This window comes from Meiothermus rufus DSM 22234 (assembly GCF_000423425.1).
Lineage (GTDB): Bacteria > Deinococcota > Deinococci > Deinococcales > Thermaceae > Meiothermus > Meiothermus rufus.
This window is the reverse complement of record NZ_AUHY01000092.1, coordinates 1-7,537: the sequence shown is the minus strand read 5'-3', so window position 1 is coordinate 7,537 and position 7,537 is coordinate 1. Positions and strand designations below refer to the sequence as shown.

Here is a 7,537-nt window from a genome sequence, read left to right as displayed (position 1 = left end):
GCCATCCAGGTGGATGGGGGCAGCGAGTTCATGGCCGAGTTTGAGGAGGCCTGCTGTGCTCTGGGGATTGCCTTGTTTGTGCTGCCGCCGAGGAGTCCTAAACTCAATGGTCACGTGGAGCGGGTGCAACGGACCTTTAGGGAGGAGCTCTATACCCGGCCTCTGCCCCCCCGGCTCAGCGAGCTACAGGCAGAGCTGGATGCCTACCTGGACCACTACAACCGCCGAAGGCCTCACATGGCCCTGGGGGGTCTTGCTCCCTTGGAGTATTTAGCTAAGATGCAGGAGGAGTCGGTTCCCCAGTCTCACATGTGTTGACCGATTACAGTAGCTAGACAGAGCCTGGTAGGAAGTGCTATCTTGAGGCGTCTGGGAGTTTGTCTAAGGTGACCCATCTTGCTCTGCTTGCTGCGCTGGCTATGGTGGCTCCATGGCCCGGGGCGGGTGGCTTCTTGGGTAGTTCAGCGCCTTAGTCCTAGGCCGGGTGAGGCGGTCGCTGCTTAGCCCGTGGTAAGGAGCAGTATGCAAAAAGGTACAGTCAAGTGGTTCAATGCGGAAAAGGGTTATGGCTTTATTCAGCGTGAGGGGGGTGAGCCGGACGTATTTGTCCACTACAGTGCCATCCAGTCCCGTGGCTTCCGCACCTTGAACGAAGGCGATGTGGTGACTTTCGACATCGAACCGGGTAAAAACGGCAAGGGACCCCAAGCGGCCAACGTGAGCGTGGTAGAGCCTGCCAAGCGCGGATAACCCCTATTCTTCTTCGGATTGCTTAGACCCTCGGGAGCCCCGAGGGTTTTTTGCTGATAGCCGGATGGGTTGTTATGTATAAAATAGCATTGTGGTGTTGATTTATTCACAAAAAACCCCCAAGATTGGTAGCGAATACGTGAGTTTATGCACAAGGCTTGGGTTGCAAATTACAGCCTATGCCCTGAGCTGGGCCTACAATCAAGGAGAGCCATGAGGGTTTCTGTGCACCTCGACTTCCTGCCGGTTAGCGCCGATGCGGCCTCTGCGGTTCACCGTCTTTACCTCAACTGCCCAACCTATATCGCTCTTATTGGAGGTGATACGCCCACCCTTCACGATATTGAGCGGGAACTCGAGACCCTTCGCCACGACACCCGGCGGCAGGCTGTGCTGCTGCTGTGCGAAAAGCAGGTGGTGGGCTTCCTCGATTACAAAGTGGCTTACCCCGACCTGCACTCAGCCACCATCAGCCTGCTCTTGATTGAGGAAAGGCTTCAGGGGCAGGGATTGGGTAAGGCGGCAGTGGAGGGGCTCGAGGCCCGGCTCAGGGGTCGGATGCAGCGGCTTTTTGCGGTGGTGTACGGAAACAACGAGCAAGCCAAACGCTTTTGGGAGCGGGTAGGCTTTGCGCACCTGAAGGATAGCGGTCCTACTCTGAGCTGGTACCAGAAGAACCTGGATTAGGGTTTTCCCCCACGTAGCGAAAACGCGGCACCCGCCGGCCTTCTATCTCCACGTCCTGCAAAAACATGTCCAAAGGGCGCACCCATAGGGTTTCGGGCTCGGTGCCGTAGCGGGTTTCGTAGACCACATACCACTCCTGGGTCTCAGAGTGCCGGGCCAGACCATGCACCCAGTAGTACTTGCCCTTGTAGTGCTGGTATAAACCCTGCTGGAGTTGCATCGGACACCTCTACTGTATCTTGCCACAGCCTGAGATCAAAAGCGTAGGAACACCCTGCGCCGACCCACTTTCCAAAACAGCCAGCACAAACGCTAGGCCGGTTTGTCTCAGTGCCAGTAGGGCTGCACTGTCTCGAGCATCCGCGCGGTCACCTGGCGGTTGCGCCGCTCGATCTCGGGTTTGCGGGGGATTTCCGGATAGCATCCCTCGGGGTCAAACAGGGTATGGGTCAGGAGGTGGCCAAGCCGGGTTCCCCAGTGCCGCAGCCAGGCTTCGGGGAGGTGGTCGGGCAGGGGCAGGCCCTGCAGGGTGAGGTAGAGCAGGGCCCAGATGCGGCTGGTGGCATCCAGGCTGTAGCCGCCGCCCAGGGTGTAGACCGCCCGACCCCCGGCGAACTCGGCCACGTACTGGCGCAGCAGGGGGAAAATTTTGCCGTAGGCCCGGGTGGTGAGCAGAATCTCGGCCAGGGGGTCGAGGTAGTGGGCGTCGGCCCCGCACTGGATGACCATCACATCCGGGCGGAACCAGCGCAGGGCCGGCTCGAGGCCCATCTGCAGAACCTCGAGGTAAGAATCATCCTCGGTGAAGGGTTCCAGCGGGATGTTCAGCTTGCGTCCGGTGCCCCCGGCCTTGCCGATCTCGTGGGTGTGGCCGGTACCAGGGTAGAGGTAACGGCCCGACTCGTGGATGGAAAAGGTCAGTACCTCGGCTTCGTCGTAGTGAATCCACTGCACCCCGTCGCCGTGGTGGACGTCGATGTCCACGTAGGCCACCCGCAGGCCCTGCTGGGTGAGGTGGCGGATGGCCACCGAGAGGTCGTTGTAGACGCAAAACCCCGAGGCTAGGTCTTTTTGTGCGTGGTGTAGCCCGCCCCCCAGCTGCAAGACCTCCCGGGCCTGGCCGCTGGCCACCATGCGGGCCGCGGTCAGGGTGCCCCCCACCAGCCAGCGGGCGGCTTCGTCCATGCCGGGGAAGATGGGGGTATCGGCGGTGCCCAGGCCGTAGTGGTCGAAGTCGGGCGCGTGTTCCCCCCGCCCGGCGGCCTCCACCCGCCGCACAAACGACTCCAGGTGCACGCTGCGCACCTCCTCGCGGGTGGCCGGATGGGGTTCGACGAAGGGCAACGGGTAGCCCAGGTGCTCCAGTAAATCCAATAGCATCTCCAGCCGTACCGGGCTGAAGGGGTGCTGCGGCCCAAAGTTGTAGCGCTTGTACTGGGGGCTGTAGATGACCGGGACGCTCATAAGCCCTTGCTGGGAATCTCGGGCGGCCACTGCACCTCGAAGCCCTGCTGGCGCAGGGTTTGGGCCAGCTTACGCACCTCGAGGGTGCCTACCCGCACCACGGTGGTTACGGTATCGGGGCCAGAGGGGTAGGTAAGCAGGGAGTGGATGTTGATGTTTTGCTGGGCCAAGGCGCTGCTCAGCCGGGCCAGCTCGCCGGGCCGGTCGTCGAGGCAGACCTCGAGCCGCCCACTGGGTTTTTGCACCCCCGTAAGCCGCAGAAGCGCGTCTAGCAGGTCAATCCCGGTCACGATGCCCACGATTTCCTGGCCCTCCAGGATGGGCAGGGCCCCAATTTTGCGCTCCCGCATGACCCGCGCGGCCTCTTCTACCGGGTCGAGGGCATCCCCGGTGATCACCGGCTGGGTCATGACGGTTCCGACAGGGGTATCGGTGGGATAAGGGCCTTGGGGGGCAAAGGGGCTGGTGGCCAGCCGGATGTCCCGGTCGGTAATCATCCCTACCAGGCGGCCCTCTTGGGTCACCGGGATGTGCCGGATGTTGCGTTGGAGCATGAGATGGTAGGCGGCCTCGAGGGTCACCGAGGCATCTACCGTCAGCACCGGGCTGTGCATTACGTCTTTGATGAGCATTGGCACCAGTCTAAAGCAAAAGCCGAGGGGGGGGTGAGTAGGGGCAGGCGGTGCAAAAGCACCCTTGGCGCCACGGGGCTGGGCTAGACTCGAGCCGGGATGCTGACCCTGCGCTTGCAGCTTTTATGGAACGGTTTTCGTCAGGCTCCGGCCTCGGCCCTGGTGGGGCTGCTGCTGGGGGCCGGACTGGCCTATGGGGCTTGGTGGGGGACAAGCTGGTTTTTGCACTTCATCTCCAACGAGCTTTTCGGCAGCAATGTTTTTCTCAATCGTTTAGCGGCGGCCTTTACCCGCGATGTATTGGTGGAGCGCATGCTGGGCAGCCTGCTGCTGGTGCTCTCGAGCGCGGTGGTGCTCTCGGCGCTGCCCAACGCGGTGGCGGTGCTGTACACCTCGGAGGATCTGCCCCTGCTGCTAGCCCTGCCTCAACCAGCCCGCAGGGTCTTTCTGTTCAAGGTGGGCGAGGTTTTCATCACCACCGCTTTGTTGCCCTGTTTGCTGTTGCTACCGGTGCTGTTTGCCTATGGCGCACACTACGGGGCACCTCCGCTGTTCTTTGTGGGCGCGGTCCTGGTCGCGCTGGCCCTGTTTGCCTTCCCGGTGGTGCTGGGGGTGGGTTTGGCCCTGCCCTTGGTGCGCTATGCCCCGGCGGGCCGGGCCCGGGAGTGGGCCGCTGCGCTGGGAGCCGTGCTGGGTGGACTGCTCATCTTTTTGCTGCGGGCTTTGCGGCCTGAAGTACTGTTCCAGACCGACTTTGCCAATCCAGAAGAACTCGACCGCTTCCTCCAGACCTTCCGCGATCCCTCAGCCCCCTTCCTGCCCTCGGCCTTGGCGCAACAGGCCCTGAAGGGGCTTTCTCGGGGGGATGTGGAACCCCAGTTCTGGTTGCTCTTAGCCCTTTCAGGTGGATTATTGCTCTTGGCCGGGCTGGTCGCTAGCTATGCCTACCAGCAGGGCTGGGTGCGGGCCCTCGAGGGTACCGTGCGTGAGCGCGGCACCCTGCAACCAGGTCTTTTGGATCGGTGGTCGGCCTTGGGGGTGGCCCCGGCCCTCTGGGCCCGCGACCTGCGGCTCTTCTTCCGCGATCCCAACCAGGCCGCCCAGCTGATTCTGGTGGGCGTGCTGGTGCTTTTGTACACCACCAGCCTGCAGTATCTGCCCCTGGGCGACCCCCGCTTTCAGCTAGTGGCGGGCTTCATGCACCTGGCTTTCCAGGGGTTTGTGATCGGCGGGGTGGGGGTGCGGCTGGCCTATCCGCTGTATAGCCTCGAGGGCCCCGCTTACTGGATGCTCCAGACCGGCCCGGTCTCCAAGCAAACCATGCTCCTGACCCGCTTTGGCCTGGCCCTGTTCTTTTTGCTGCCGCTGGGCCTTGCCCTGGGCTACTTTTCACCCAGGGTACTGGGCCTGGACGGCAACCTCACCCAGATCTCCCTGATCCTGGGGCTGGCTTCGGCCATTGCGGCGGCGGGTTTGGGGGTGGGCCTGGGGGCGGCCTTTCCCAAGTTCGATGCCCCCAACCCCGCCGAGGTGCCGGTGGGGCTGGGGGGGCTGCTGTACATGGGCTTTATCCTGCTGCACTCGGGGTTTTTGGTCGTGCTGGCCAGCCGTCCAGTGTACCTGGCCTTTACCCAGGGGCAGGCCCACTACCTGACCAGCGCAGAGGGCCTTTGGTGGTTGGGGCTGGTGGGGGTGGCCACCCTGCTGCCGTCTTTGTTGGCCCTGGGTTTTGGTTATCGCAGAATGGGGGAGAGGTAGACCCAACACCTCGCCAGGAAAGTCTCGAGCTCAAGCAAATATACTTGTATACTTGCCCTGGGATAGCAGGTTTGTAGAGTGGAGAGGTTATTGGGCATAGCAGTAAAAAAGCGGGGAACCGCGATAGAATTAGACCTCGAGGTCTCCCATGTTTGACTTTTACCAAGTAACCGACCTGCTCACCCCCGAAGAGCGTGAAATCCAGAAGGCTGCCCGCAAGTTTCTGGAAGCTGAGTGCCTGCCCTACATCGCCGAGTGGTGGGAGAAGGCGGAGTTTCCCACCCACCTGATCAAAAAATTTGGCGAGATGGGCTTTTTAGGCCCCAGCCTACCCCCGGAATACGGCGGCCAAGGGGCCAGTGCGGCCACCTATGGCCTGATTTCCTACGAACTCGAGCGCATCGACTCGGGGCTGCGCAGCTTTTGCAGCGTACAGAGTAGCCTGGTGATGTACCCCATCTGGGCCTATGGTTCGGAGGAGCAGAAACGGGCATACCTGCCCCGGCTGGCCAGCGGAGAGCTAGTGGGCTGCTTTGGCCTGACCGAGCCCGATGGTGGCTCCGACCCCGACGGCAACATGAAGACCCGGGCCCGCAAGGACGGCGGCGACTATGTGCTGAGCGGAACCAAGATGTGGATCACCAACGGCAATCTGGCCCACCTGGCGGTAGTCTGGGCCAAGGACGAGGAGGGGGAGGTGCGGGGCTTCATTGTGCCTACCGATAGCAAAGGTTTCCGGGCCAACAAAATACAGCACAAAGCCTCCTTGCGGGCCTCGGTAACCAGCGAGCTGGTGCTGGAGGAGGTGCGCGTTCCGGCCAGTGCCATGCTGCCCGGCGTAAAGGGCCTCAAAGGGCCGCTCTCCTGCCTTACCCAAGCCCGCTACGGCATCGCCTGGGGGGCGCTGGGGGCTTTGGAAGCGGTGTATACCGAAGCCCTCGAGTTCGCCCAGAGCCGCACCACCTTTGGGGCCCCCATTGCCAGCCGCCAGTTGGTGCAGGAAAAGCTGGTGCGCATGGCCGCCAACCACACCAAGGGTCTGCTTTTGGCCTGGCGCCTGGCCCAGCTCAAGGATGCGGGAAAGCTCAAGCCGGCCCAGGTCTCGCTGGCCAAGCGCGACAACGTGCGGGCGGCTTTGAACGGGGCCCGTGCTGCACGGGAGATTTTGGGTGGCAGTGGGATTACCCTCGAGTACCACAGCATCCGCCACATGCTGAACCTCGAGACCGTGGACACCTACGAGGGTACCCACGACATCCACACCCTCATTTTAGGCCGCGAGTTCACCGGCCATAATGCCCTGGGGGAAAGTGCGAAGAAGGCGGCGCTGAGCCTGCGCTAGGGCGATAGAACTTTACCTTGGCGGCCAGGTTTCGGGAACTTTGTGCCACCGAGAGAACCTAAGATGCCCGCCTGTGTTTTTCGTGCCATGGAGGCTTTAGCCCAAAGCCCCTTCCACATCCTCCGCATTGACTATGGCTGAGGAACAGGGTCGCAGCCGCCACATGACAGCCAAAAAAGGCTACTTCCTCACCCCTTGCTACCCTGCCCCGGCTCGAGCGCTGCAGGCATCCCTAAAGATGGGTTACCTCTTGCGGCTAGCCAGGTAGTCTTGGTTTTCCTGCCCTACTTTGCCCATATCAAGGAGAGCTAAGCTTCCGCGCACCGACTTTTCAACACGGGCGCTTGCAAAGGCCCCGTCCTCAAGGCCCATTTGGGGTTCCTACTGTAGCGAAAGCTGCGGTGAGGCACTTAGCTGGAGCTAGCCCTGTGGGGTGTGGTTCGACGGCAGGTGCACGGCAAAGGTAGTGTCGGAGCGGAGTGGTACCATACCCGATTTTGGCCTTTTTGCTGCGGAGCCAACTGCTGGATAGCCTTCGGCGCAGATGGCATAAAGGAGCCGCTACTAGAGAAGGTGATAAGGAAGGTTCCTTTAGATGGCAGGCCAGGGCTTTGGAGTTGGTGGCCTGCGGGCTTATTGTCGGCAACGAGAGCTTATAGCCATCGGTGCAAATGCAAGCTGGGCCAGTCCACGCCAAGCACCCCACCTCCTTGAGGGTACGTTGGTGGTAGGAACAGCGCTGCTTTGCTCAAATTTGGATTTAGTATTGTTCTTCTTAATTTTAGGACTTACGCAGTTGCAGTTGACTGGACATTCTTCTGTGTGCTAGGAGGAGAGTGCTTAGCCAAGCTTCTCCAAAGGGGGTGATGCCCATGAACCCACCGAAGTGCGATGACCTGGACTA

8 protein-coding genes are annotated in these 7,537 nt (G+C 61.5%); 5 read left to right on the top strand and 3 right to left on the bottom strand.

Going from position 1 to position 7,537, the window contains the following annotated elements; translation table 11 throughout:
• The 3 genes from G552_RS15550 to G552_RS0112975 all read left to right on the top strand — a co-directional run.
• Window positions 1-318: integrase core domain-containing protein (locus tag G552_RS15550; RefSeq protein ID WP_036270929.1), on the top strand; the 318-nt coding region annotated here is incomplete at its 5' end.
• Between the two features lie 204 nt (window positions 319-522).
• Entirely contained in the window at window positions 523-750 is a 228-nt protein-coding gene (locus G552_RS0112980; RefSeq protein WP_027883408.1) for a cold-shock protein, read from the top strand.
• Between the two features lie 213 nt (window positions 751-963).
• Complete coding sequence (locus G552_RS0112975) at window positions 964-1,437, top strand: GNAT family N-acetyltransferase (protein ID WP_027883407.1); 474 nt, start codon at window positions 964-966, stop codon at window positions 1,435-1,437.
• On the opposite strand, the gene G552_RS0112970 is transcribed toward G552_RS0112975, so the two are convergent.
• The 3 genes from G552_RS0112970 to G552_RS0112960 all read right to left on the bottom strand — a co-directional run bounded on the left by G552_RS0112970 (window position 1,403) and on the right by G552_RS0112960 (window position 3,533).
• Entirely contained in the window at window positions 1,403-1,657 is a 255-nt protein-coding gene (locus G552_RS0112970) for a DUF1653 domain-containing protein (protein ID WP_027883406.1), read from the bottom strand. The genes G552_RS0112975 and G552_RS0112970 overlap by 35 nt on opposite strands.
• 107 nt (window positions 1,658-1,764) lie before the next feature.
• Window positions 1,765-2,901, bottom strand: a complete 1,137-nt coding sequence (locus tag G552_RS0112965; protein WP_027883405.1) for an acetoin utilization protein AcuC — start codon at window positions 2,899-2,901, stop codon at window positions 1,765-1,767.
• Entirely contained in the window at window positions 2,898-3,533 is a 636-nt protein-coding gene (locus G552_RS0112960) for a CBS and ACT domain-containing protein (protein ID WP_027883404.1), read from the bottom strand. Before G552_RS0112960 ends, G552_RS0112965 begins: the two co-directional genes overlap by 4 nt.
• Before the next feature lie 99 nt (window positions 3,534-3,632).
• Here G552_RS0112960 and G552_RS0112955 point away from each other — a divergent pair, with 99 nt between their 5' ends.
• Both G552_RS0112955 and G552_RS0112950 read left to right on the top strand, forming a co-directional pair.
• Window positions 3,633-5,291: a putative ABC transporter permease subunit gene (locus G552_RS0112955; protein WP_027883403.1), complete on the top strand. Its 1,659-nt coding sequence runs from the start codon at window positions 3,633-3,635 to the stop codon at window positions 5,289-5,291.
• A 148-nt stretch (window positions 5,292-5,439) separates the two neighbouring features.
• Window positions 5,440-6,633, top strand: coding sequence for an acyl-CoA dehydrogenase family protein (locus G552_RS0112950; RefSeq protein ID WP_027883402.1), 1,194 nt, complete (start codon window positions 5,440-5,442; stop codon window positions 6,631-6,633).
• Window positions 6,634-7,537: the final 904 nt, after the last annotated feature.